We start from the raw sequence: 285 nt of genomic DNA, 5'->3' as shown, positions 1-285 counted from the left end.
ACTGGGGTGAAGTCGTAACAAGGTAGCCGTAGGGGAACCTGCGGCTGGATCACCTCCTTAATCGACGACATCAGCTGCTCCATAAGTTCCCACACGAATTGCTTGATTCATTGAAGAAGACGATAAGGTTTCTCCTTAAAGAGAAGCTTTTTTGTATTAAAGCTTAGAAATGAGCATTCCATCGTGATGATGGTGAATGTTGATTTCTAGTCTTTGGCTAGATCGTTCTTTAAAAATTTGGGTATGTGATAGAAAGATAGACTGAACGTTACTTTCACTGGTAAC

The 285-nt window shown here is 41.1% G+C and carries 1 rRNA gene; it reads left to right on the top strand.

Going from position 1 to position 285, the window contains the following annotated elements:
• A 16S ribosomal RNA gene (locus tag AACY49_RS31490) occupies positions 1–60 on the top strand; the annotation flags it as partial.
• Positions 61–285: the final 225 nt, after the last annotated feature.

It is taken from the genome of Pseudomonas sp. EL_65y_Pfl2_R96 (assembly GCF_963970905.1).
Lineage (GTDB): Bacteria > Pseudomonadota > Gammaproteobacteria > Pseudomonadales > Pseudomonadaceae > Aquipseudomonas.
Note: the sequence above shows the minus strand (reverse complement) of the source record. Positions and strands in the feature narration are given on the sequence as shown.